This window comes from Micromonospora sp. NPDC049004 (genome assembly GCF_040649315.1).
Lineage (GTDB): Bacteria > Actinomycetota > Actinomycetes > Mycobacteriales > Micromonosporaceae > Micromonospora.
In genome coordinates this window covers 200324-221799 of record NZ_JBEZFG010000009.1, presented here as the reverse complement: position 1 = coordinate 221799, position 21476 = coordinate 200324, and the positions used below count along the sequence as shown (strand labels likewise).

Genomic DNA, 21476 nt, shown 5'->3' with positions numbered 1-21476 from the left:
CGCGGATCAGGAACAATCGGCACGAAGGTCGATGCCAACCCGATCAAGATTTGGTAGCGCGGAGATGAAGAAGTTCGCCTATCCACCGCGCGGCCTCCCGCTGGGCGGTGAGCAGGTGCTGGCGGGCGTCGACCACCTCCTGGTCGGCGTCCGCGTCGAGGTGGTCGCCCAGCAGCGTCGTCCACCGTCGGCTCAGTTCCTCGGCGTACGTCGCCCGGCGCAACTGCTCGTCGAACTGGTACTCCAGTTTCACCATCCGGTCGACGTGCGGCCGCAGCGCCGGCATGATCCGTTCGTCGAGCCGGACGGCGGCGTCCGGTCGGCAGGTGATGACGACGTCACCGCGCTGGTAGCGCCACTCGGGCTCGTCGGCGAGCGCCCGCTGCAACGCCACCTCCAGGTCGGCTGCCCGGTGCGGCGGCAGGTCCCGGGCGGCGTCGGCGGCGAGCCGGGTCAGCCGTTGGACGGCGTTCGGTTGGAAGTACTGCACGTACCAGCTCAACACCTCGGCGCGCAGGCTGGCCGGTGAGGACCAGGCGAACGTGGCCCGGACGTAGAACGAGTAGACGTATCCCCGCGCGGGGACCGCGATCGGCCGGGGCGCGTCGCGCTGTTCGATGAGCGGACCCGGTGGGGACGGTCCGGCCCCCGCGCCGACGGGCGCCTCGTCCTGGAGCGCCGCCACCAGCCGATCCCACGTCCGCGCCCACCACCGCCAACCCCGGGCACTCACGTCCCGGACGATGGTCAGCCCACGTACGCCCCGCCGACGCCACAGGTCCGCGGGCCTCGGCCTCTCCTCGGGAGCGTCCGTCATGGCACCCCTTCACGGTCACCGATCCGCTTGCCACGCTAACAACCAATGACCGATATGCCCGTAGCCGCGCCGATGGCCCCGGTTGGGTCGGCACTGGTCTGGGCGGGGTGCGTCCGCGGGGCCGTCGTCCGGGGTTCACCGATCATTGTGGAGCAGTTGAGGTGGCGCGGGCTGTCGCTGACGGCCCGCACGGGCGAGACTGAGTCCGGTCCGCCAATCACGCGGATCGATGGATCGGATGGTCTGGAGGCAGCCTGTGTCCACCCTCGTGTCCCCGCTGGCCACGCTCGGCGCGATCCGCCGGCGTACCACCACCCTCGCCCTGCTCCTCACCATGATCGCCGCCGCGCTGGTCGGCCCGTCCGTGGTGGCCCCACGGTTGACCGACTCCGCGTCGGCGGCGGTCTACAGCTCCTGCACCGTCAGCCGCTGCGCGGACGCGCGTACCGCCCGCTCCGGCTGGTCCGCCAAGGGCTTCCCGACCAGCCGCGGCTGGTACTCCTGGAGTGGCGGACTGTCCAACTTCGCCGGCGGCCGGTTCTACAACAACGAGGGTCAACTGCCCGCCAACGCCACCTACTACGAGTACGACGTGTACCCGCGTACCCAGGGTGCCGCCCGCGACGCGTACCGCATCGTGGTGAACCGCAGCAGCGGCGTCACCTGGTTCTCGCCCAACCACTACACCGACTTCTACCGGCTCTGACCGACCCGAGGGCCGGCCGGTCGCGGTCGGCCGGCCCTCGAGTCGTCGCCCCGGCGGATCGGCGCGCTCGGTGACGGCCCGCTCGCAGGAGTGACCGGGGCTGGACAGCGCCGGGTCGCCTCCCGCGGGGACCACGCCAGCCCGAGGACGCCCTGGGCGCAAACAGCCGGCCCCGACTGTGCGGGTGCTCAGTTCCCGACAGTCCGGGCCGCGTCCGTGCCCGGTGACGCTGGTGGTGACGCTCGGGTGACGGCCCCTTCGGGATCCTCGTGCCCAGCCGGGCGGCGTGCCCTGGCCGGGGCAGCGGGGAGGCCGGTGCGGTGGACTTCGTCGACGGGGTGCTGGTGCGGTTGGCCGATCCGGGCACCCGCGCCGCCGTCTTCGACGACGCGTCGCTGGCCCACCTGGTCGAGGCCGCGTACGACACCGAGGCGATGCCTGTCGCGCCCCCGTACGCGGCGGTCTTCGACGAGCTGACCCTCGGCTTCGCCGCCGCGCCCGCGACGCTGGCCGAGGGGGAGTGGCTGGGCTCCGGCGGCACCACCCGTACCGAGCTGCGCGTCCGGCTGCACGGACTCGGCGGGTCGGCGCTGCGCATCGACGCGCTCTGGCGGGGCAGCCTGGTGGTGCGTACGAGCCTCGCCCGGGACCGGGTCGAGGACCTCGACGTGGCGGTGCCGGCCTTCGACGTCGACCCGCAGATCATCGCCGACCTCGGCGCGTTGCCGACCGACCCGGCGCTGCTGGAGACCGAGCGGCGCACCCGACTGGTGGCCCGGCTGCGCGCCGGCCTGCACCAGCCGGCCGCGTTCACCGACGCGCACCTGGACCGGCTGCTCGCCGGCGTCGGCGCCGCGAACGCGGGTGACCTGGTGGCGCGGATGCGCGGGCAGACCGCCGGCGCCACCGTACGGCTGCGCTACGCGGCGCCGCCGGCCGCGCCGCCCACACCCCGTCCACTGCCGTTCGCCGCCGCCGTGCTGATCCGCGACCGGGGCTTCTCCCTCGCCGACCTGCTCGTCGAGACGCGGCTGGTCCGGGCCCGCGCCGAGGAGTTGGGCCTGGACGTGCCCGCACCCGACGACGTCCGGCGGCGGCACCGGGTGGTCGCCGTCTGGGTGGTCCCCATCGAGACGTTCGACGACGACGGTTGGCCCGGCGGTGACGCCGGGACCGCCGCGCAGAAGCGGGCCACCCGGTTCGCCCGCGCCGGCCAGTGGCTCGCCCGCAGCGGCATCGGACTGGCCGCCGTGCCGACCTGAGAACCCAGACCAGCAGCAACTTCGTCCGGGAGGACCCGTGGCACCGACAGCAGCATTCCCGTTCATCGAGGTCCGGATCGTGCCGCCACCGGCGCCGCTGGCCCAGCGCTCGCCGGGCGTCATCGCCGTGGTGGGCAAGGCGCCGTCCACGGCCGACGGCGGCTCCGCAGCGGCGAACACGCCGGTCCGGATCGAGACCCTGGACGACGCGGTCACCAACTTCGCCCGCCGGCAGGCCGGCAACGTGGTCCGCAACGCCCTCTACAACTCGCTGGAACTGGCGTTCCTGCAGGACCCACGGCCGGCGAAGGTGTACGGGGTCAAGGTGGCCGGCGACGACTACGCCGCCGCGCTCGGCGGTCTGGAGGCCGCCGACGACGTGACAATGGTGTCGCTGGCCAACGAGTCGACAGTCGGCAACCCGGCCGGAGCCGGAGCGCCCACCGGGTTGCAGGCGCTCAAGGCGCACGTCGAGACGATGTCGGCCGCCGGCCAGCGGCGGATCGGCTTCGCCATGGTCAACCCGGCCACCGAGAAGAGCCCCGGCTACGTCGCCGACATCACCACCGCGGCGAACCCGCTCAAGAGCAGCACCAGCCGGATGGTGATGATCGCCGCCCGGGGCGCCGACGGCGACGCCGCCACCGCCGCGATGGCGGCCGTGGCCGGCCTGCCGGTGCACCACAGCATCGTGCTGAAGAAGATCCGTGGGGTGGCCATCCCGGTTGCCAAGCAGTACAGCCCGGCCGAGATCAAGGGCCTCTCCGAGGCCAACCTCACCCCGATCATCGACCCGACGCTGATCACCGGCGAGAGCCTGCACTTCGCCGACGGGCGGCTGTTCACCACCGACGCGAGCCTGCTGCACGTCGATCTGGTCCGCACCCTCGATGCGATCGAGTTCATGCTCCGCGCCGGTCTCATCGGCCTGGTCGGCGACGCCCGCATCACCAAGCCGGGCATGACCCTGCTCAAGACCCAGGTGGACGGCATCCTCGGCCCGCTCAAGCGGCAGGCGGTGATCGACGACTACCGCGTCGAGATCCCGGTGCTCGACATCCTCACCATCCCCGAGGTGGCCCGTACCGCCACCGACACCTCGATCGTCACCGCCGCCCGGGCCGACCGCACCGTCGACCTGGTCGTCACCGTCACGTACGGCCCGGCCGTGAGCCGCCTGCTGGTCACGCTCGTGGCCAAGTTCTGACCGGAGGAACCAGACCATGGAGTGGAAGACCCGCCTCGCGGTGCAGTACACCAAGGGCACCGAGACGGTGTTGATCAGCCCGATCGACTCGTTCAGCCCGTCCTTCTCGCTCAACGTCGAGGCGCTGCACTCGTGCGAGGTGACCCACATGGGCGTCATCCACGCGCCGGTGTCGATGAACTTCACGATGACCGTCAAGGCGATCGGGGACGTGGCCGGCCGGCTCACCAAGCTGGCGCTCGACGGCGAGCTGTTCGACATCGCCCTGCTGGAGCACACCGGCGACGACTGGGCGTTCTCGTCGTTCGTGCTGCGGGACTGCCTGATCACCAGCGCGACACCCACCACCGCCACCATCTCCGGCGCCCCGGCGGCGACCTTCAGCGGTTTCAGCCTGGCCGCCTCGGTCGACCCGAAGACCGGCGACCCGTCCGTCCTGCCGTAACCGACCGACGAGGAACCGGAGGTAGCAGATGGCGACCGGAGCTGGCCGCGCCGCGCGGGTCACCCGTACCGGGCTGGCCCTGGTGCACGCGGGTGAGCTGGTGCTGCCGGCGGCCGGCAGCGAGGCGGAGGCCGAGCAGGTGGCCGAGGACGACCGTGCGGTCATCGCGTACCACTTCCCGGTGGAGATCGAGGTGGTCGCGGCCGGCGGCGCCCTCGACGCCGACGCGCTCGCCGACCTCGCGCTGGCCCGCCTCGCCGAGCACCTGGACGGGCGGTTTTGACGGTGGCCATCTCGGTGCACGTGCCGGTGCGGATCCGGCTGGACGCCCGGTCGGTGACCGAGCGGCCGACGGTCGTGACCCACGCGCTCGCCGCGGCCCTGGCCCGCGCCCTGGAACGCTCCCGGCAGGAGGTGGTCGCGCCGCGCGGCGGCTATCTGGAGGTACGCGCCGCGGCGCCGGACTTCCGGTGGACCGGCGCGGCAGCCGAGCGGGTGTCGCCGGACGATCGGCGGGCCTTCGAGGCCCGGCTGCGCCGGCGCATCGACGAGGTGGTCGGCGCGGCGCGGTTGGACCCGGGGCTGCCCGCCGGGGTGGCCGCGCCGCTGAGCCGACCGGCTACCGAGCTGTTCGACCCGCAGCGGATGCGGCACCTCCTCGCGGTCTACCGGGTGCCGTCCTACGACGACGGTGGTGACGCGGCCGAGGTGCCGGTGGACGGCGACGAGTCGCCTCCGGTGACCTACCAGTGGCTGTTGCGACCAGCCACCTACCTGGCCGATCACTTCGCCGAGCTGGCCCGCGAGGCGGTACGCCAGCACGGCGGCCTGCCGTCGGGCGCACCACAGGGGATCATCGCGCGGGTGGTCGGCCCCGACGGCCGCCCGGTCTGGGCGATCATGGTGACCACCACGCCACTGTCGGTCCTGACCTTCGAGCGGTTCGGCGAGACGGTGTTCCGGGCGACGCCGCAGCCGCACTTCGAGGTGGAGGAGCGGGTGCCCAGCCCGCAGCCCGGAACGGTGCAGCGACGGCCGGTCGCCGACCGGAGCGCCCTGGTCGCCATGGTGGACGAGGAGCTGAGCGCCGACATCCGGCAGCGGCTGCGGACCGCCTCGCCGCGCGGCGAGACCACCAGCGCCGAGGAGTACCAGGCGCAGATCGAGCGGGCCGTCGACGCGGAGGTGACCCGGCGGGTCGACGCGATCCTCGCCTCGGTGGGCGGGGCGACGCCGACGTGCCTGGTGGTGGTCAGCATCGGCGGGGTGTCCCTGCTGCTGGTCGGCACCGAGGAGACCGACGCCACCCTGCACTGGACCGGTACGGCAAACCTGCTGCCGATCACCGTCGAGCAGCACCCGGCGGCCCCGCCGGACCCGAACGCGCCACCCGGCGGCGGCACCGGCACGGGTACGGGCGCGGGTACGGGTACGGGCGCGGGCGCGGGCGCGGGTACGGGCGCGGGCACTGGCACCGGCACTGGGTCGGGCGGCCCCGGCGGCCCGGGTACGGGCGGTGGCGCCGGCGGCACCGGGGACGGCAGCGGCAGTGGCCGGCGGGGCGGGTTCGTCTTCGACCCGAGCAGCCCGAGCGCGCCGGCCGGCGCCGAGGGCAGCCGGTTCCCCGTCGTCGGCGCCGGGCACTCGACGATGCCCGCGTGTGCGTCGTTCAACGGGGAGCCGGAGCTGGCCGCCCTCGGGCCGGACGGCGACGAGCTGCGTCGGCTGATGGACGACATCGCGTTCCGGCTGCAGATGGGTGAGCCGTGCCGCTACCCGGCGAACTTCTGCCTCCAGGCCGCCGCCGTGCTGCGCGGCCGGGCCGCGGCGATCAGCCTGCTCGTCGGAGCGGCCGAACGCGAGGCGTTCACCCGACCCGTCCCCGAGGGCTCCGGCCGCCTCGGTCCGCTGGACTTCCGGCCGGTCGCCTCGCCGGCCGTGCAGTTCCTGCGCCACCTGGCCGGCGTGGTGCCCCGCCTGGACCACCTCGCCCAACTGGTCATGCGCCGTTACAGCCAGCCCGAGCACTTCGCCCGCGTCCAGGGCGGCTGGATCGACACGTCCGCCTCCTGGAACCTGCACTTCGTCCAGGCGCTCAGCCCGGCCGTCAAGGCCGCGGTGGGGCAGCTGTTCGTCGTCGGCAGCCAGGCCATGCTCGTGCAACTGCTGCTCAGCTCGCAGAGCGGCATCAACGCGCGGATCACCAACTTCGACAGGTACGCGCCGATCTTCGAGCGGTTGATGGTCTCCCAGCTCACCGACTACGCCGAACTGCAGGGGCTGCGCGAGCGGCTGCGCCGGCACGAGGCGGCCCGGTGGACGGCCCAGCACACCGACGCCGGCGGCGGCGTCCTCGCCACGGTGAGCATGGCCAACCCGTCCACCGCCTGGTACGGCGCGGCCCGCGCCATCTCCACCGCGTTCCTGGCCACCGAGGCCGCCCTGACCAGCCCCGGCGCGGCCGGTGAGATCGTCGAACGCGACGGCGTCACCCGCATCCGCGACTCCCACGCGGTGCTGTGGACCCTCGCCGAGATCGAACAGGCGCTTGTCATCCAGCGCGGCGAGGCCGAGGGCGTCGACCCGCTGGTCAAGCAGATCACCGACCTGCCCGACGTGCTGGAACGCTTCGCCGGGAACCGGTCGGCGATCCGCGACGAGTTGTGGCGGGTGCTGCAGGACATGCGGCGCAACAACACCGAGATGCTGGGCCGCGCCCGCACCGACGCGCACTTCGCCTTCCGGTCCAGCCGGATCAGCGAGCACATCCCGTCGGCCACCATCGCCGGCGGACGGTTCGCGTTGCAGGGCATCCACCTGGTCACGCACCAGCAGCTCGGCGAGTTCTTCGGCGGCAACCTCTACTACGCCACGGGCGTCGACAGCCTGTTCAGCACCGAGCTGGGCCGGGAGGCGCTGAGCGCGTTCGCCATCATGGTGGGGATCATCGCGCTGTCGCTGCTCTGCCCGCCGCTGGGCTTCGTGGTCGGGGTGGCAGTCGCCGCCGTCGACGTGGCGCACGCCCACCAGCGGGCCCGCCTCTACTCCTCCATGCTCGACCCGGAGCTGGTGCTCACCCGTACCGAGGTCGAGGTCGAACTGTTCGCCGCGTACCTCGGGCTGGCCCTGTCGCTGATCCCGGAGGCCGGCACCATCGGCGGCGCGGCCGTGCGCGGCGGCCGGGTCGCGCTGCGCTTCGGCGTCCGCGCGGGGCTGCGCGCCGCCCGGGGGTACGTGGTACGCCGGGTCACCCGGCAGATCGTCGAAGCCGCCTCCCGCGATCTGCTCCAGGGGTTCCTCACCGAGATCCTGCTCAACGAGGTGCTGGAACGGGTCGTGCAGAAACTGATGGAGCCGATCCTCGCGTACGTGGAGCGCGAGGCGATGCTCAGCGGCGCGGTCGGCGGCCCGGAGGGCGCCCGGTTCATCCTCATGGTGCTCGACTCGCAACACGCTGCCGGGGCCGGCCCGCGCGTGCCTGTGGTGCGGCAGTGACCGGGCCCCGCCGGTTCCGCGCCGGCCGGTTCCTCGACGCCGCCGCCGTGCACGCCGCCGCCGACGCGAACCCCCGGCTGCGCCGGTTCATGCGGACGATCGCCGAACACAGCGAGGCCGGCGAGGTGCGGTCCCGGCGGCTGCTGGAGCACCTCATCCGCCGCATCGTCGACGACGTGGGTGACCTGCACCTGGGCAATGCGCTGAACCGGCTGGAACGCATCGCCGTCCTGCGGGACAACATCGCCGCGATCCTCGACCACGTGCTGGAGGGCGGCACCCTGCCCGACGGGGTGCGGGTGGCCACCCTCGGGGAGTACTTCGACCAGCTCAGCACCGAGATGCGCGAGCTGAGCCGACCTCGCGAAGGCATCGTCGGCGACGCGCCGCTGCGGTTGGCCGACGACGCCGGCGCGTACGCCGACTCGCTGCTGCGCGAGTTCGACGGCGGCGGCGCGGCCGGTCGGCACGTCGAACCGGCCGCGATCGTCGGCGACGCGTTCCGGGCCATGCCGGCGGACCGGCAGGCGGCGCTGCGCCGCGCCGCCGAGCTGGAACCGGCCGCGCTGTGGCGCGCGGTCGCCGCCGAGAGCGAGGGTGGCAAGCGGGCCGCAGTCGCCGCCCTGGAGACGCGCCTCGGCGGCCGGCTCACCCCCGACGAGCTGGCCCGGCTGCGCACCGCCGTCGACGACCTCGGCCGGGCCCGCTCGCGCGGCCTGCAGATGAGCGACGCCCGCCTCGCCGACGCGCTGGCCCGCATCGGCGATCCGGACCTGCGGGCTGTGGTGGCCGGCGGTGACGTCTGGCTCACCCAGCAACTCGCCGTGCACAACCCGGAGGCCCTGGCTACCCTGTGGCGGCGCTTTCGCGAGCGGGGCGGACGCGCCGACGACGGCCCCGGTTTCCGCGCCTACCTGCGCCACGACATGGTCACCTACGGCCGGGGCGTCCTGGGTGAGTACAGCGCCGCGTTCTCCCTGAGCAGCATCGAGCTGTTCCTCAAGGGACCGGACGCCAACGTCAAGGTCGCCGGCACCGACCTGGTCGGCATCGGCCACGACGGCTGGGTGTGGCTCCTCGACGACAAGTCGCACCGGGCGAGCAGCGTCGCCGGGGTCAGCGCGCTCACCGACAACCTGGCGGTCAACCTGCGCCGCGACGCCGCCGACTTCCGTGACGCCATCGCGCGGCTGCAACGCGACGACCCGGGCTTCACCCCCGACCCGCGCATCCTCGACGCGATCTCCCGGATGGAGGACGCCGCCGCCGAGATCGACCGGATCAACCGGCGCGGCTCCGCGTCCACCCGACCCGCCCGCATCAGCGCGGCGTTGGAGGAACGACGGCTGCGGCTGCGGGTCACCAGCGCCGCGGGCGAGGTCCGCGAGATCACCCAGGCGCTGCGCGACCTGGGCCTGGCCGTCGAGCCCACCGGTACGCCGGTGCCGCTGCCACCTACCGGAGGGCGTTGAGCATGGCCATCACCAGCAGCTTCATGCGCTACGGCACGGTCCCGTCGGCGATCATCAGCGACGGGGTGCTGCCGATCCCACTCTGGGCGGTCACCGCCATCTCCCTCGCCCAGACCTACCACCTGCCGCCGATCGGCTCGACGGCGCACAAGGCCATCGTGGCCACCCACGACGACACCATCACCCTGACCGGCGTGCTGGTCGGCGCGGAACGCTACGCCTGGAAGTTCGCCCTGGAGACGATGGCCGAGGCCAGTAAGCGCGGCACCGCCCTCGCGGCGTACTCCGGGGGCAAGTTCGGCGGGCTCATCCTCGTCACGTCGATGACCATCCGCACCGACATGCAGGTGCAGTCGCTGACCTTCAACGCCTCGGCCGCCCGCCGCGACGTCCTGGACACCACCATCACCCTCGTCCACGTGCCCCGTCCCAGCCTGCTCGGCAAGCTGCTCGACGTGGCCAGCATCGGAGTCGGCGCGCTCGCCGACGGGTTGGGCAACTGATGCCACAGTTTCCGATCGACCGCTACCTGCTGCCGGAGACGCCCATCGAGGTGCCCGACGGATTCACCGAGGTCCGACAGAGCCTCACCGCCGGCCTGCCGCACCGCGTCGAGCTGGGCGCCGGTGTGCACGGGGTGCTGATCCTGCCCACCGGGCTGGCCCGGCAGTGGCTGACCACCGACCCCCTCGCGGTGGTGAGCACCTCCGCCGACGACCTGACGCCCCGACCCGCGCCGCCCGCCACGCCCCGGGCGCCGGCACTGGTCGGCCGGGTGCCGCTGCGCCTGGTCGTCCGCCAGGGCACCCGGATCCTCGGCTCGGTGCCGCTCGCCGCGGGCCTGCGCCGGGTCTGCCCCGACGCCGGCACACCCGTCGACTCCGCCGGGCCCGCCCCGGTCGCCGTCGAGGTGGTCGTGCTCGCCTGGCTGCTGCACGCCGGCACGGTACGCGGCTCCGGCGACTACGGCTCCACGCTGACGGTGGCCTGGCGGCCCGCCGACCGGGCGGTCGACACCTTCGGGCCGCCGCCCATCAACGAGTTCGTCTGGCGTCGCCGCCCACCCGCGCAGCGCGTCGAGTCCGAGCTGGGCCCCGGCAGGCTGCGCTACCGCTACCTGCTCGACAAGAAGATGCGGAGGGTGCTGCGGTGACGCTCACGCCGTTCCAGACCGGCCAGGTGCGCCAGGGCGCGGTCGGCAACGACGCCGGCTGGACCATCACGTTCCACCGGGAGACGTCGACCGGGCTCAGCCCCGACGTCGCGCTCACCCTGTCCAGCGCCGACTACTACGCGGCCATCGACGCCGCGCTGCCCGACGGGCTGGGCCCCGGCGCGTACACGATCACCGTGCAGGGGCTGATCGACGAGCACTTCGCCGCGCTGCGCACCGCCGAGGGGCAGCCGCCGCTGGTGGCGAAACTGCACCTGTACTGGCGCGACGCCAACACCTCCGTCGGCGCGTTCTTCACCAACCTGGTCGGCGTCAACGCCGGCCCGACCCCGGCCGAGTTGACCCAGGCACTGGTCGCCGTGCTGCGGGTCACCAAGGTGCGCCGGCTCACCGGGGAGCGGACGTACGACACCGAGCTGACCCTCGTCGAGCAGGCGTACGCCCGGCTCGGGCAGCGCGTCGCCGAACGGTTCGAGGCGGCCACCTTCACCGCCGCGATCCAGGCCATCGGCGAGCGGACCCGGGTCGACGTGACCGGGTGGGGCGCCAACCCCGACGGTACGATGACCACCGGCGCCACCGAGGCGGCCGGCGACGAGCGGGTCGCCTTCGGGGCGGGGCTGCTCTACCGCGCCGCGCTGGAACGCATCGGCGGCGCGTTGCAGCAGTCGCTCAACGCGTACGGGCGGGGGATGCTGCTGATCCGCGACGGCACCGTGCACGTCGGGAAGCGGCCGATCCCGTACCCGCAGGGGGAGCCGAAGCCGCTGACCCTCGCCACCGGCCTGCTGGAGTGCACCGAGAACGGCACCCAGGACACCGACCCGTACGCGGCCACCGAGGCCGGCGGCACGGCCGCGCCGCGGCGCAGGGCGTGGACGCTGACCCTCAAGGGCCGCCCCGACCTGAAGCCCGGCGACCTGGTGCGCTTCGATCCGCCGGCGACCGACGAGGCCACCACGCTGGGCAGCGTCGGCGCGGCGCTGCTGGGCTCGTTCGCCGCGCCGTTCGCCCCGTCGACGGGGGAGCTGGGCGCGGGGGCGAAGGTGCTCTACCTCAGCGCGGCCCGGCACACCCTCTCGCGTACCGCCGGGTTCGTCACTGTCGTGCAGGGCGTCGAGGTCACCTCGGGCGCGAGCGCGTGGGACACCTGGAGCGACTCGTCAGGTGTGGCCACCGCCGAGCCGGCCGGCCCGGCGTCGTCGCCAGGGGTGGCCGCCGCCGAGGCGGTGCGCCGCGCGGCCCGGGCCGCCCGGGGCGAGACGCGCGGCCTGGAGATCGGCGAGGTGCGCGCCGCCGCCACCAACGCCAGCGGCGCGGTCGAGCCGCCCGCGCAGACCGAGACGGTGTGGGAGGGCCTGGTCCGCCCGGACGGCCGGCCCAACGCCGCCCGCCGCCTGCCGGTACGCCGGGAGCAGCCCGCGCCGCTGCCCGGGGTGACCTACCTGACCCCGTTCGCGTGGGGTGGCTGCGGGCTCATCCTGCCCCGCTACCCGGGCACCCGGGTGGCGCTGGCCTACCGCAACGGCGCCCCCGACGACCCGGTCGAGGTGGGCGCGCTCTGGCCCACCGGGCACGCCCCGGTGTCGCAGCCGGGGGACTGGTGGCTGTCGCTTCCGGTCGGGGTGGCCACGAACAGCCGCTCGTCGATCGGCGACACGGTGGTGCCCGCCGACCACGACGGCAAGGTCACGCACGACCTCACCGACGGCGACGGCAACCGGGTCATCGAGCTGGGCGAGCTGACCGTGCGGGTGGGCCGCGCCCAGTTGCAGGGGCGCGGGCAGCGCCCGGCCCGCGCCGACGAGGCCGACAGCATCACCATCGAGCACGCCGCCGGCGGCTCGTCGATCGTCATGAAGCAGGACGGCTCGATCACCATCACCGCCACCCGGATCGACCTGGACGCCGGCGACGGCGCGGTGAACATCAGCGGCGGCACGGTGAGCATCGCCGCCGACGACGTCGACGTCCAGGTCGACAACGCGATGAACGTCCACTGAGGAGAGCGAGATGGCATTCGTGCTCACCACGTCCAGCGACGTGCACTGCCCCAACCAGGGGAAGGTCTCCCCGACCGGGCAGAGCAAGCTCACTGTCGATCACGTCGCGGTGACCCGGCCGGACGGGATCAGCGGAAAATCGGTGGCCGGGTGCACCATCACCACCAGCAACTCCACCAAGCAGTGCGCCACGGTGACCACGGCTACCGGCTCCGCCGGCAAGCTCAAGGTCGGCGGGGCCGGGGTGGCACTGGACACCCTCAGCGGCGCCACCGACGGCTCCAGCCCCGGCCTGTCGGCCAGCGCCGGGCAGAGCAAGCTGAAGGCGGTCTGAGATGGACCGCACCGAACGCGAACGGCAGGCCGCCCAACGCCGCTACCTCGGCTGGGGCCTCGCCTTCGAACCCACAATGCCCGGCGTCGACCTGGCCCGCGACATCGTCTTCGACGACGGCCCGAACGGCCGGGCGCTGGCCCTCGTCGAAGGAACCGGCAACGTGGCGCAGAGCCTCGCGGTGGCGCTGACCACGCTGCGCGGCTCGAACGTCTTCGACGCCACCTTCGGCTTCGACGGGCTCAACGCCCTCGCCGAGCAGATCGAGCCGAACCTCATCCGCGAGCAGGTCCGCATCGGCATCATCACGCTGCTCGACCGCGACCCCCGCGTCCGCAAGATCGTCGACGTGAACCTCGACGACGGTCGACTCGGCGCGGGCCGCGCCGACGACGCGTCGGCCGCCGCGCTGCGCGCCGCACGCACCCTGCAGGTGCAGGTCCAGTTCGAAACCATCACCGACGACCGGCTCTCGGTGCGCCTCGGGGAGCTGCCCAGTGTCTGACCCGACCCTCCCGGCCGAGCTGGCCGACGTCCTCGCCGTCGACGCCGCCGCGCTGCGGGCCACCGGCTCGACCGGCTTCGGCATCGTCGAGACCGGCTTCGTGCCCAAGTCCTTCGCCCGGCTGCTCGCCGAGAAGCTGGCCACCGCCCGACTGCTCTTCGGCGAGGACGTCGACCTGACCAGCGGCGCGGTGCTGCGCAAGGTCCTCGAACTGGCCGCCCTGGAGGACGCCCGGCTGTGGGCGGCGCTCGGCGCGGTCTACGACAACTCCTTCGTCGTGTCGGCGACCGCCGACGCGCTGACCCGACTCGGCGAGGAACTCGGCATCGCCCGGCCGTACCTACCGGCGCGAGGCACGGTGAAGCTGAAGCTGAAGGCGGCTCTGCCCACCGGCCACACCCCACTCACGCTGCCCCGGGGCGCCCGGCTGTCCACCGCCGGCGGGCACCACGTGGCCCTCGACGAGACAGTGGTGCTCTCCGCCGCCGTCGCCGAGCGCGAACCGGCCGTCGCCGCCTTCTATCCCGGCCCGGCGCACAACCTCGACCCGACGCAGGCCAACCAGAAGATCGACCGCTGGAACCGGGCCGACACCCTGCTGGCCGACCTCGACGACGCCGAGCAGGCCGCCGGCAAGGAACTGGTCGAGATCACCCACACCGTCGCGCTGACCGGGGGTGAACAGCAGGTCTCCGACGCCCGCTACCGGCAACTGCTGCTGGCCGCGCCCCGCTCGATCTGGACGGCCGAGGCGATCGGCCTGGCCGTGGCCACCGTGCCCGGCGTACGTCAGGTGCAGGTCTTCGACGGCCGGGGCGGGCTGGACCTCAACCAGTCGATCTTCGGCAACTTCAACTTCATCGAGCGGGTCTTCAGCACCGAACGCGACCTGGGCAACCCGTACTACGTCACGGTGCTCGTCGCGCCCACCGCCGCCGCGATCTGGGACGGGCCGGACGGGCTGCACGCCGCCGTCGAGTCGGTCATCGAGGACCTGCGCCCGGTGGGCATCTTCGCCTCGGTGGACCGGGCCGACGAGGTCGGCATCGGCGTCGAGGCGGACCTGGTGATCCGCGGCCTGCCGCTGCCCACCGGCTCGAAGGAGACGGTGAACGCGTCCACCGCCGCCACCGAGCTGCGCGCCCGGCTGCACGCGCGGCTGCGCCGCTACGTCGACGAGCTGCCCTTCGGCGAGCCGGTCCGGGCCGCCGAGGTGATCTGGACGCTGATGAACGAGCCGGGCGTCGCCGACGTACGCGGACTGCGCCTCGTGCGCTTCCCGGCCGACTCGGCGGTGGTGGTGACCGGCAGCGCGCCCACCGGCGACGGCGTGCAGCGGTTACCGGTCGGCGACAACGCGGTGCTCGCCGCCAACCAGGTGCCCGTCTACGTCGACCGGGACGATCCCCGGCCGTTCCGGATCGTCTGAGCGGGGGCGCGATGACCGACATCCGGGTGCCTGTGGACGGCGCCGACCCGTCCGTCGAACGCAACCTCGTCGACCAGTTGGAGGGCCCCTACCCGGGAACCGTCCGCCGGGTCGTCGTGCCGCTGGCCACCACCGGGGCCGCCGCGGTGGACTGGACCAGCCGACACCCTGTGCTCACCGTCGTGCTGCGCGGCGACCTGGTCGAGGAGTCGGTCCGGGTGACGGTCACCGTCGACCCGGGCGGCGCGCACGAGCGGGTGCTGCCGCCGGTGGTCTTCGCGCCCTGGTCCGCCGCGGGCGCGTCGGTGCCGGCGTACGCGCCGGACACCGCCGACGAGCCGCTTGTCGCGCCGTTCACCGTCGCCGTGACGGCCGAGCGGGCCGTCGACGGGGCGGCCGCCACGGCGCTCACCGGTGCGGCGCTCACCGCAGTGGTCGAGCTGGCCGTCGTCGAGGGCAACCTGGGCCGGCTGCTGTACCTGGTGTCGTACGAGAAGCACCGGCTGCGCCGCGCGGCGCGGGAGGTGCACGCGTACCGGACCCTCGCGCACGCCCGCCGCGACGCGCTGGACCGGATCGGCGCGGACGTCGGGGTGGCCCGGTTCGTCGACGAGCTGGTGCACGAGCCGACCAGCGGCGACGTGTACGCCCGCCGGCTGGCCCCACCGGCCCGCGAGCCGGACGCCGCGTACGCCCACCGGTTGGGGCTCTACCGGCGGTTCCTGCTGCCCACTCCGGGCGCGATCCGCCGGTTGCTCAACGGCCCCGGCGCGGACACCGACCCGAACGCGGGGCTCTTCGCCGACCTGCCCGGCGGCGCCCGGTTCACGCTGCGCGAGGACGACGACCGGTTCGCGGTGGCGATCCGGCTGGTCGCCGCCGGTGACCCGCAGCACCGCACGAACTTCCTCGCCCAACTGCGCCGCGACCGCCTCGTGCTGCCCGCCAACACCCCGCCGAACAACACCACGCACGCCGCCCGGGCGCTGCCGTCCGGCCGGCTGGCCGAGGTCACCGCGCTGCGCGCCAGCCTGCGGCAGTCGTACGCCTTCGACAGCGGGCACGCCATCGCGCCGCCGCTGGCCGCCGCGCTGGACCGGGCCGGGCGGGTCTGCCGGGCGCTCGGCTCGACGATCGTGTGGCAGGTGACCCGGGCCCAGGACGACGCCGGTGGCAGCCGCTACGAGCTGGGTCTCGGCGTGGACGTGAGCTGGCCGACCCCCGCGCAGGCCACCGACCTGCGCAACCGGGTGCTGGACACCGGCCGCGCGGTCACCGGCGACCGGACCGCCGAGGCCCTGATCGCCGCGGCCCGCGCCGCCGGTGTGCCCACGGTCGGGGCCGACGGCGAGGTGGCCTGGCTGTGGCGCGTGTGCGGGGTGCAGACCACGCACCGGATCAGCACCACCAGGATGTACCTGTCGCACCTGCCCACGCGTGGGCTGGCCGTGACCGCGCCCACGACCGCCCCGGTCGGCGCCGACGTGGCCGTCGAGGCGCAGTTCCACGCGCCCGGCGACCCGGGTGGCAACGCGCTGCTGCTGGCCGGCCTGACCGCCGCCGCGACGGCCTGGACGGGCGCGGGGGAGTCGGCGTGGACGCCGATGACCGACGCGGCGGCCCGGACCCGGTGGGCGGCCGTACCGACCCGGCCGGCCGGGCAGCCGGTCGACGCGGTCCTGGCCGCCGCCGGCCTGCCCGCCGTGCGCGACCCGGCGCCCGTGGTGGCCGCGCTGAACCGCCTCCCCGACGAGCTGGTGGAGACCATCGAGCTGCCGGCGGCGCTGGCGTCCGCGCTGATCGCCGGGCAGCCGGCCGCCGCCGACCGGCTGGCCCGGCTGGTCGGCCTGCTGCGCGACCAGCACCTCGCCGCCGCGCTGCCGCTTGTCGACACCGGCAACCGGGTGCTGCTGGTGTGCAGCGTGGTCGGGCTGCCCCAGGCCGGGCTCAACCTGGCCGAGCGGCGGGCCACCGGCTTTCGCTGGTACACCGTGGGGCTCGGCGGCGGCACCGCGGACATCAAGGCGGTCGGCGCGCGGACCACGCTGCGCCCCACCCACGCCGGTCTGGTCGCGGTGGTGGCGCTGTCCTACGTGCGGACCGGACTGACCGACCCGTACGAGTTCCGGGTGGAGCTGCCCGACGGGGTGGCGTTGACCCTGGCCCAGTACGAGCGGCTGATGAACACGCTGACGCGGGTCTGCCCACTCGGCGTGGAGATCAACACCTTCGGTATCCGGCGTGACCACGTCGACCTCGACGCCGACGGCGACGCCGAGCCGCTGCGCCCCGCGGTGGCCCGCACCTTCCGCACCTTCCAGCAGCGCCGGCACCGCGGCGTGTACGACCAGCTCTGAGAGGGACACCACAATGGCGAGCGAGATCAACTACGACGGGGTGACCGTCACCGAGCTGTACGAGGCGTTCACCAAGCACGGCATCCCGGCCTCGGACGCCAGCGTGCTGGTCTCCTCCTGGATCTACGAGAACGTGGGCACCGCGAAGCGGGTGTTCAGCTACGCCGAGCCGTTCGCGGCGGTGGAGCCGGGCTGCGCGCCACCACCGTTCGCCCGCACCTTCGCCCACACCGACTGGGTCGACGGCGAGGACGTCGTGCAGGCCGGGCAGACGCCCGGCGAGCAGGGCTTCAACGAGCGGTTCCACCGCATCGAGCACGACCTGGACCACCTCGGCACCGACCTGGCCAAGGCGTTCTCCTGCATGGCGGCGATGCGGGTGAGCCTGCGCCGGCTGCTCGACGAGATCCGCGCCGAGATCAACCGGCTGCACTCCACGGTGCACGAGACGAAGGTCAGCCCCGGCCCGTACCAGATCGAGCAGATCCCCAACTACATCGGCACGCTCGACTTCGGCAGGTACATGGGCACCACGATGTTCATGGACAAGAAGGTCAGCATCTGGCAGACCAAGGCCGGCACGATCGTGCTGCCGGCCGTCGAGACCCTCGGCGTGGACGTGGTCGCCGGCCCGAAGGTCCGGGGTGCCGCCTACCTCGACAGGTACGCCGTCGAGAACGCCGACGTCCGGCAGCGCTTCCCGCGCGAGGTGAAGGTGGTGGAGTTCATCCGTACCTTCGGCGAGGACCAGGTGGCCGACGGCCGGACGATCCGCGACGTGCTCAAGGTGCTGCCGGCCGACAGCAGCTACCCGAGCCTGGACGCGATGGTCGCCGAGGTCAGCGAACGGGAGGCCGCCATCGTCCGGACCACCGCGGGCGCCCAGTCGGCGGTCTCCGCCGCGCTCGGCATCGACGCGGAACTGGAGAACGTCGCCGACGCCGACATCGCCATGCTCGCCGGGGTGCCCACCAAGGCCCGCGCGGCGCTGACCCGCGCCGGGATCAGCACGCTCGGCAAGCTGGCCGAGGCGCCGGCCGAGCGGGTGCTCGGCATCATGAAGGAGGCCGGCGTACGCGCCGACGTCGGCGACGCCGCCGAGTGGACCGGCTACGCCCGGACGCTGAGCAAGCTGCGCTGAACGGTCGGCCATCGCTCCGGCGAACGGCTGATCCCCGCCGTTCGCCGGGTCGGTGTGACGACACTGCGCTGGCGTGCCGAACGTCCACCCCCGAGCGTGGAACTCCCACACCGGTGATCGGGTGCGAAGGGCGCAGGGATGGCAGTTCACGAGGCGACGCAGGACCTCCGCTCCGGGGCGCAGGAGGCCGGTGTGGCGCGACCAACCCGGTACACGCTGCGTCTGCTCGGCGGGTTCGGGCTGGAACGCGAGGGCCGGTCCGTCGTGGTGCCGCAGGGCGCACGCCGGCTGCTCGCCTATCTCGGCGTACGCCAGCGGTGCGCCCGCTGGGAGGCTGCCGGCACGCTCTGGCCCGGCTCGCACGAGGAGCGGGCCCGCGCCAACCTGCGCACCATGCTCTGGCGGCTGCACCGGATCACTCCCGAGCCCCTCGTCGAGGAGGACGACCGGCTGGCCCTGGCCGCCGGTGTGACGAGCGACGTCGCCACGCTGGGCGCGGCGTCCGCGGCGCTGCTGGCCGGCGGGGCGCCGGCGGGTGTCGGCGCGGGTGTGCCGGCGCTGGCGACGGGCGAGCTGCTGCCCGGCTGGTACGACGACTGGGTGCTGACCGAGCGGGAGCGGCTGCGTCAGATGCAGCTGTACGCGCTGGAGGCGCTCGCCGAACGGCTCACCGCGCAGGGGCGCTTCAGCGAGGCGGTGCAGGTGGCGTTGGCCGCCGTGCAGTTGGAGCCGTTGCGCGAGAGCGCCACCCGCGTGCTGATCGCCGTGCACCTGGCCGAACGCAACATCAACGAGGCGGTGCGCCGGCTGGAGCTGTTCCGTGCCGACCTGGGCCGGGAGCTGGGCGTCGCCCCGACCTCCTGGCTGGAGCACCTGGTGCGCGAGGGCCTGCGCCGGGACGGGTTCGCGCCCGCCCCAGGCGCCGGCGTCTGACGGCCCGCCCAGCGGCTCAGTGCGTGTGGGCCGGCCGGTCCAGGATGGCGCTGAACCGCTCCTCGGCAAGGTCCATCTGGCCGAAGATGTGGGCCTTCACCGCCGGCGAGAGCGGGGTGTCCGCACGACCGATCAGGTCCCGGAAGAGCGGCACCAACGGCCGGTACTTGCGGGCCGACGAGACGACCTTCGGCCCGACGGTGTGGATCACCCCGACGCCGTTGTCGGTGAAGTCCGACACCTTGATCACCCGCGCCCAGGGCTCCCGGTCCAGGCTGACCGCCAGGTGCTCCCGGTACTGGTCGTTGCGGTCACGCTGCGGGTCGTACACCGGATTGGTGACCGCGGCGACCAGGGTGGCCACCCGCGACCCGAACCGCGCGGCGAGCGTGGCCAGCGCCGCGGCCCTCGGGTCGCCACCGCCCTCGGCCAGCTCGGCCGGGTGGTCCTCCACCGCGTCGTGCAGCAGGCCCGCGACGATCACGTCCACGTCGCGGACCTGGTAGTGGTGCATGAGCCGGATGGCGACCCGCAGCAGGTGGTTGAGGTACGGCTCGCGGACCCGCCGGTCGTCGCGGTGCAGCTCGGCGGCGAGGTCGAGCGCGGCGGACAGGCGGGCGCGTTCGCCGTCGTCGAAGCGTTCGACCTCCAGCCGGAAGCGCTCCAGCAGGCCCGGTTCGCCGTGGATCTCGGTGATCGCGTGCATCGGCATACTGCCCAGGTGCGGCGGGAAGTCCATGCGTCACTTATAGCCGATCTTCCCCACATCGATGGGCCCGTGCGTCGTCGACCCGACCACGGCGAGTCGTCACAGCGGCAGCCGGTCGGCGCCCGCGAGCGGACCCACCAGCAGCGGGAGCAGCGCCGCCGGCAGGACCGGGTCGCGGCGCAGGGTCGGTGTCCAGCCGGCGTCGGCGCCGAGGTCGGGCTCGTGCGCCGCGTTGTACGCCGCCAGCAGGTCGACCGGCCGGGCCGGGCCGGCGCCCTGGCGCACCCAGGAGCCCCGCTCGGTGAGCGCGGTGCCGCCCCAGTCGTAGAGCAGGTCGGCCGGGTCGAGACCCGCGTCGAGGGAGAAGAAGTTGTTCTGCGCGTAGATCGCCGACTGCACGCCGACGCCCAGCGCGTACTGGAAGCCGTCGCCGCCCAGCCGGTACAGGTTGTTGTAGACGTCGACCTGACCGAACCGCACCCGGGGCAGCCGTTGCAGATCCCCGTCGAAGAGGTTGTGGTGCAGAGTGACCTTGAGCCGACCCACGTCCGGGCCGACGGTGTTGGACGAGCCGATCAGCATCAGCTTGTCCCGTCCCGTGAAGCGGTTCCACGAGGCGGTGACGAAGCTGGCGGTGTGCGTGACGTCCAGCGAGCCGTCGTGCACCTGGTACGGCCGGCCGAAGTAGCTCGGCTGGGCGCTGTCCGGGTTGTCGCCGTCGGTGAACGTGTTGTGGTCGACCCAGACGTGCTCGCTGCGGCGTACCGAGATCTGGTCGTACTGGCTGTTCCAGTTGCCGGTGTCGCCGTCGGTGGGCGACCACGCGGGGAAGCAGTCCCGGGCGTCGACGAAGGTCAGGTTGCGCACGATGACGTTGGACGCCCGGTCGATCATGAGGGTGAGCCCGGTCAGTCGAGCGCCGCGCAGCCCCACGATCGTGGTGTTCGGCCCGACGTTGATCTGGGTCTGGCGGGTCTGGTTGGCCACCGAGCGCACCCGGGCCTCCTCCAGCGGCCCGGCCGGCGCCACCCGACCCCACACCGCCGGGTCGTACGCGGCCAGATAGGCGTCCAGTTGGTACGCCGGGTCGGCCAGGTCGGCGCAGCTCAGCGGCGTGCCCCCGGGCCCGGTGAAGCCGTCGACAGCGCCGTCCACGTAGATCAGTTTGGGGGTGGCGTCGGTGGCGTTGCCGGCGTTGTCACCGCCGAGGGCGTCGACCAGTTCCGCCCGATCGTGGACCACCCTTGTCCGCTCGGGCGTCGCGGCCGAACCGCCGGTGGTGCCGGTGCCCTCGGCCGCCCAGCCGTCGCGCTCGGGCAGGGCCTGCCGACCGAGGTGACGGGCCGACCAGGACAGCCGATCGGCGGCGGACGTGTCGGGGCGGGGAGCGGCGGCGGCCGGTGTGGCACCGACCAGGACGGCGATCACCATCGCCCCGATGAGGGGTGCGCGCATTGATTTTTCCATTCGCTGGTGGTGGTTCGGCA

19 protein-coding genes are annotated in these 21476 nt (G+C 73.6%); 16 read left to right on the top strand and 3 right to left on the bottom strand.

The genetic code is table 11. The features are described from left to right. Nucleotides 1-43 precede the first annotated feature (43 nt). Nucleotides 44-817, bottom strand: a complete 774-nt coding sequence (locus AB0B97_RS25830) for a hypothetical protein (RefSeq protein ID WP_357497141.1) — start codon at nt 815-817, stop codon at nt 44-46. A gap of 256 nt (nt 818-1073) precedes the next feature. Between AB0B97_RS25830 and AB0B97_RS25825 the strand changes: the two genes are divergently transcribed. The 16 genes from AB0B97_RS25825 to AB0B97_RS25750 all read left to right on the top strand — a co-directional run bounded on the left by AB0B97_RS25825 (nt 1074) and on the right by AB0B97_RS25750 (nt 19280). Further along, nucleotides 1074-1523, top strand: a complete 450-nt coding sequence (locus AB0B97_RS25825) for a ribonuclease domain-containing protein (RefSeq protein ID WP_234582449.1) — start codon at nt 1074-1076, stop codon at nt 1521-1523. A 320-nt stretch (nt 1524-1843) separates the two neighbouring features. Continuing rightward, nucleotides 1844-2785: a hypothetical protein gene (locus AB0B97_RS25820; RefSeq protein ID WP_357497139.1), complete on the top strand. Its 942-nt coding sequence runs from the start codon at nt 1844-1846 to the stop codon at nt 2783-2785. A 37-nt stretch (nt 2786-2822) separates the two neighbouring features. Next, complete coding sequence (locus AB0B97_RS25815) at nt 2823-3992, top strand: hypothetical protein (RefSeq protein WP_234582447.1); 1170 nt, start codon at nt 2823-2825, stop codon at nt 3990-3992. A 16-nt stretch (nt 3993-4008) separates the two neighbouring features. Next, complete coding sequence (locus AB0B97_RS25810) at nt 4009-4437, top strand: hypothetical protein (protein ID WP_234582446.1); 429 nt, start codon at nt 4009-4011, stop codon at nt 4435-4437. A gap of 28 nt (nt 4438-4465) precedes the next feature. Beyond that, nucleotides 4466-4720 carry a hypothetical protein gene (locus AB0B97_RS25805; protein WP_088989350.1) on the top strand — a complete coding sequence of 85 codons (255 nt, stop codon included), beginning with the start codon at nt 4466-4468 and terminating at the stop codon, nt 4718-4720. A gap of 2 nt (nt 4721-4722) precedes the next feature. Then, complete coding sequence (locus AB0B97_RS25800; protein ID WP_357497136.1) at nt 4723-7932, top strand: hypothetical protein; 3210 nt, start codon at nt 4723-4725, stop codon at nt 7930-7932. Next, entirely contained in the window at nt 7929-9404 is a 1476-nt protein-coding gene (locus AB0B97_RS25795; RefSeq protein ID WP_357497134.1) for a hypothetical protein, read from the top strand. Before AB0B97_RS25800 ends, AB0B97_RS25795 begins: the two co-directional genes overlap by 4 nt. A gap of 2 nt (nt 9405-9406) precedes the next feature. Next, on the top strand, nt 9407-9907 hold the full coding sequence (locus AB0B97_RS25790; RefSeq protein WP_053659787.1) for a hypothetical protein: 501 nt from the start codon (nt 9407-9409) through the stop codon (nt 9905-9907). Continuing rightward, a complete protein-coding gene (locus tag AB0B97_RS25785; RefSeq protein WP_357497132.1) occupies nt 9907-10557 on the top strand; it encodes a hypothetical protein in 651 nt (216 codons plus the stop codon). Before AB0B97_RS25790 ends, AB0B97_RS25785 begins: the two co-directional genes overlap by 1 nt. After that, a complete protein-coding gene (locus AB0B97_RS25780) occupies nt 10554-12581 on the top strand; it encodes a hypothetical protein (RefSeq protein WP_357497130.1) in 2028 nt (675 codons plus the stop codon). The genes AB0B97_RS25785 and AB0B97_RS25780 overlap by 4 nt, the downstream gene beginning before the upstream one ends. A gap of 10 nt (nt 12582-12591) precedes the next feature. Continuing rightward, nucleotides 12592-12915, top strand: coding sequence for a hypothetical protein (locus AB0B97_RS25775; RefSeq protein WP_357497128.1), 324 nt, complete (start codon nt 12592-12594; stop codon nt 12913-12915). Between the two features lies 1 nt (nt 12916). Continuing rightward, complete coding sequence (locus AB0B97_RS25770) at nt 12917-13420, top strand: hypothetical protein (protein WP_357497126.1); 504 nt, start codon at nt 12917-12919, stop codon at nt 13418-13420. Further along, nucleotides 13413-14849 (top strand): baseplate J/gp47 family protein, encoded by a 1437-nt coding sequence (locus AB0B97_RS25765; RefSeq protein WP_357497124.1) that lies wholly within the window; start codon nt 13413-13415, stop codon nt 14847-14849. The genes AB0B97_RS25770 and AB0B97_RS25765 overlap by 8 nt, the downstream gene beginning before the upstream one ends. Before the next feature lie 11 nt (nt 14850-14860). Further along, nucleotides 14861-17206, top strand: a complete 2346-nt coding sequence (locus AB0B97_RS25760; RefSeq protein WP_357497122.1) for a hypothetical protein — start codon at nt 14861-14863, stop codon at nt 17204-17206. 13 nt (nt 17207-17219) lie between these two features. After that, nucleotides 17220-18347 (top strand): hypothetical protein, encoded by a 1128-nt coding sequence (locus AB0B97_RS25755; RefSeq protein WP_357497120.1) that lies wholly within the window; start codon nt 17220-17222, stop codon nt 18345-18347. Nucleotides 18348-18485: 138 nt separating this feature from the next. After that, entirely contained in the window at nt 18486-19280 is a 795-nt protein-coding gene (locus AB0B97_RS25750; RefSeq protein ID WP_357497118.1) for a BTAD domain-containing putative transcriptional regulator, read from the top strand. 16 nt (nt 19281-19296) lie between these two features. Here AB0B97_RS25750 and AB0B97_RS25745 read toward each other — a convergent pair whose 3' ends face one another. Beyond that, nucleotides 19297-20019, bottom strand: coding sequence for an HD domain-containing protein (locus tag AB0B97_RS25745; protein ID WP_357497116.1), 723 nt, complete (start codon nt 20017-20019; stop codon nt 19297-19299). 69 nt (nt 20020-20088) lie between these two features. Beyond that, nucleotides 20089-21444 carry a polysaccharide lyase family 1 protein gene (locus AB0B97_RS25740; protein ID WP_357497114.1) on the bottom strand — a complete coding sequence of 452 codons (1356 nt, stop codon included), beginning with the start codon at nt 21442-21444 and terminating at the stop codon, nt 20089-20091. Between the last annotated feature and the right edge of the window lie 32 nt (nt 21445-21476).

Bases quoted from the DNA above. Each gene is read 5' to 3' on its own strand.
- AB0B97_RS25830 (WP_357497141.1), bottom strand. From the start codon at position 817: ATGACGGACGCTCCCGAGGAGAGGCCGAGGCCCGCGGACCTGTGGCGT.
- AB0B97_RS25745 (WP_357497116.1), bottom strand. From the start codon at position 20,019: ATGGACTTCCCGCCGCACCTGGGCAGTATGCCGATGCACGCGATCACC.
- AB0B97_RS25760 (WP_357497122.1), top strand. From the start codon at position 14,861: ATGACCGACATCCGGGTGCCTGTGGACGGCGCCGACCCGTCCGTCGAA.
- AB0B97_RS25755 (WP_357497120.1), top strand. From the start codon at position 17,220: ATGGCGAGCGAGATCAACTACGACGGGGTGACCGTCACCGAGCTGTAC.
- AB0B97_RS25770 (WP_357497126.1), top strand. From the start codon at position 12,917: ATGGACCGCACCGAACGCGAACGGCAGGCCGCCCAACGCCGCTACCTC.
- AB0B97_RS25740 (WP_357497114.1), bottom strand. From the start codon at position 21,444: ATGCGCGCACCCCTCATCGGGGCGATGGTGATCGCCGTCCTGGTCGGT.
- AB0B97_RS25775 (WP_357497128.1), top strand. From the start codon at position 12,592: ATGGCATTCGTGCTCACCACGTCCAGCGACGTGCACTGCCCCAACCAG.
- AB0B97_RS25790 (WP_053659787.1), top strand. From the start codon at position 9,407: ATGGCCATCACCAGCAGCTTCATGCGCTACGGCACGGTCCCGTCGGCG.
- AB0B97_RS25805 (WP_088989350.1), top strand. From the start codon at position 4,466: ATGGCGACCGGAGCTGGCCGCGCCGCGCGGGTCACCCGTACCGGGCTG.
- AB0B97_RS25810 (WP_234582446.1), top strand. From the start codon at position 4,009: ATGGAGTGGAAGACCCGCCTCGCGGTGCAGTACACCAAGGGCACCGAG.
- AB0B97_RS25750 (WP_357497118.1), top strand. From the start codon at position 18,486: ATGGCAGTTCACGAGGCGACGCAGGACCTCCGCTCCGGGGCGCAGGAG.
- AB0B97_RS25785 (WP_357497132.1), top strand. From the start codon at position 9,907: ATGCCACAGTTTCCGATCGACCGCTACCTGCTGCCGGAGACGCCCATC.